Below are 2463 nucleotides of genomic sequence, written 5' to 3'. Positions count from 1 at the left end.
GCCTCGGTGCAGCGCGTGACCGACATCATGGCCGAGATCTCCGCGGCTTCGCAGGAACAGAGTGCTGGCATCGAGCAGGTCAACCAGACCGTGGTGCAGATGGACGAAACCACCCAGCAGAATGCTGCGCTGGTGGAAGAAGCCACCGCCGCCGCACGTGCGATGGAAGAACAGGCCGGCCACCTCAGCGAAGCGGTGTCGATCTTCGTGGTGGACGAAGCCGAGACGGTGGTTGCCCCGCGCATCGCCGCTGCCCCGGCCCCGCGTGCTGCCGCACCTGCCGCACCGGCCCCGGTCGCCCCGCCGGCCCGCCGCACCGCCGGTGGTCGCCCGATGGCCACCGAACTGGCCGACGGAGACTGGCAGGAGTTCTGATGTCTGCCTGACCTGACGCACGAGAACGCCCTGGCCCTGCGCCGGGGCGTTTTCGTTTACGGGGTATCTGGATATCCAGCCAACGGCGATGCCCCTCGGGGTGGTCGCGGTAGGCGCGTGACTACTGAGGGTTGGCCGGGAGGGTGGGCTGCGCAGGGGCCGCCGTGAATACGTCCTTGTAGGCTCGGGCGCGCCATCCATGGCGCTTACGCCCCTGCGCAACCCACCCTCCCGGCCACGGACACTTTCCGTGCGCGTCCACCCCGGATTGAAGAAAGAAGAGCAAGAGCAACAGCAACAGCCACACCGCTTCCGGGGTCAGATCCGTTTTCCGCAGGAAAACGGATCTGACCCCTCTTTCCACTTGGAAACCCAACGCTCTTTCCGTCCGACACCGAAATGCCGAGAAGGCTGGGCCGGGGTGGGTAGGCAGGACCGTTGGCGCCATGGATGGCGCCATCGAGCCCCCAAGGACGGGTTTACGGCGTGTGCTGCCTGCCCCCCCCGGCCCAGCCACTTACTGACAATCCAGCGCCGACCGACCGCTGTTGCTGTTGCTGTTGCTGTTGCTGTTGCCGTTGCCGTCGCTTCAAAAGCCTGCCGCAGGCAGCGCCGCAGCCGCCGCTGCAAGGAAACCTGAATACGTTCGAACACCGCACCTCAATCCCCCGCCCGCGCGGCCGATAACGGGGTTGTCACCGCTTGTCCCGCTGTGACCGGCTCGGCGCCGCCCGCCCGTTTCGACCTGGTCCTGCTCGATGAATCTCATGCATCGCTGGCAACACTACTTCAGCAACCTCTCCGTCCGGCGCAAGCTCAACCTGCTGACGCTGCTCATCGCGCTCGGCGTGATCGCGCTCTCGGTGATCGCCGCCCGCATGCAGTACCTGGACCTGACCGAGACCCGCAAGACCGCGCTGAAGACCCAGGTCGAACTGAGCTACGGCATCCTGCAGCACTACCACCGCCTGGCCGGTACCGGCGAACTCAGCGAAGAGGCCGCCAAGAGCGCTGCGCTGCAGGCACTGGAAGTCATGCGCGCCGAGAACGATACGTATTACTTCAACATCTACGACACCGGCTACCGCCTGCTGATGCACCCGTTCCGCAAGGACCTGGTCGGCAAGGACATGAAGGACTTCCGCACCGACGACGGCGTGCGGATCTACTACGACCAGGTCGAAGCGGCCAAGGCCGGCGGTGGCTTCGTCAACTATCGCTGGGCCAAGCCGGGCAGCAAGGGCGACGTCGAGAAGGTCGCCTACGCCGGCCTGTTTGCGCCCTGGAACTGGGTGGTCAGCAGCGGCGTCTACATGGACGACGTGCAGAAGCAGGCGTTGGTGTTCACCGCCATCATGGCCGTCTCTGGTGGCGTGCTGGTGCTGATCGTGCTGGCCCTGAGCTGGGTCATCGGCAACCGCATCGCCGTGCCGCTGAAGCAGGCCACGGCCGTGGCCGAGGGTATCGCCGGTGGCAGGCTGGACAGCCACATCGGCCCGCAGCCGCATGACGAAACCGGCCGACTGCTGGAGGCGATGTCCGGCATGCAGCAGCAGCTGCACGCGGTGATCAGTGGCCAGCGCGAGATGGCCCGCCGCCACGATGCCGGCGAACTGAGCTACCGCATCGACGCCAGCGCCTTCCCCGGCGAGTACGGGCTGATGGTGCAGGAAACCAATGCGCTGGTCGGCGGCCACGTGCAGACCCTGCACGACGTGCTGGACGTGGTCCAGCAGTACGCGGTCGGCGACCTCAGCCGCGATATCGCGCGCTACCCCGGCGAAAAAGCCGCGATGACCACCACCGTCGATACGGTCAAGGCCAACCTCGGCCGCATCAACGCCGAGATCAAGCAGCTGGCCAGCGCCGCCGCGGCCGGCGACTTCAGCCGCCGTGGCGACGCACAGCGCTTCGATCACGATTTCCGCCTGATGCTGGAAAACCTCAACGCGATGATGGCGGTCAGCGATGACAACCTCGGCAAGCTCTCGCAGCTGCTGTCGGCCATCGCCGAGGGTGACCTGACCGCGCGCATGCACGGTGACTACCAGGGCGTGTTCGCGCGCATGCGTGACGACGCCAACACCA

1 protein-coding gene and 1 pseudogene are annotated in these 2463 nt (G+C 66.3%); both read left to right on the top strand.

What is annotated here, in order from left to right; all coding sequences use genetic code 11:
• Positions 1–375 (top strand): annotated as a pseudogene (locus tag D5301_RS23920) (methyl-accepting chemotaxis protein); the annotation flags it as partial.
• Between the two features lie 758 nt (positions 376–1133).
• The coding region (locus D5301_RS23915) for a cache domain-containing protein (protein ID WP_153857076.1) at positions 1134–2463 on the top strand (1330 nt) is incomplete at its 3' end.

This window comes from Stenotrophomonas sp. MH181796 (assembly GCF_009659995.1).
GTDB classification, from domain to species: domain Bacteria; phylum Pseudomonadota; class Gammaproteobacteria; order Xanthomonadales; family Xanthomonadaceae; genus Stenotrophomonas; species Stenotrophomonas riyadhensis.
The sequence above is the reverse complement of the archived record's forward strand: the minus strand, read 5'-3'. Positions and strand labels throughout refer to the sequence as shown.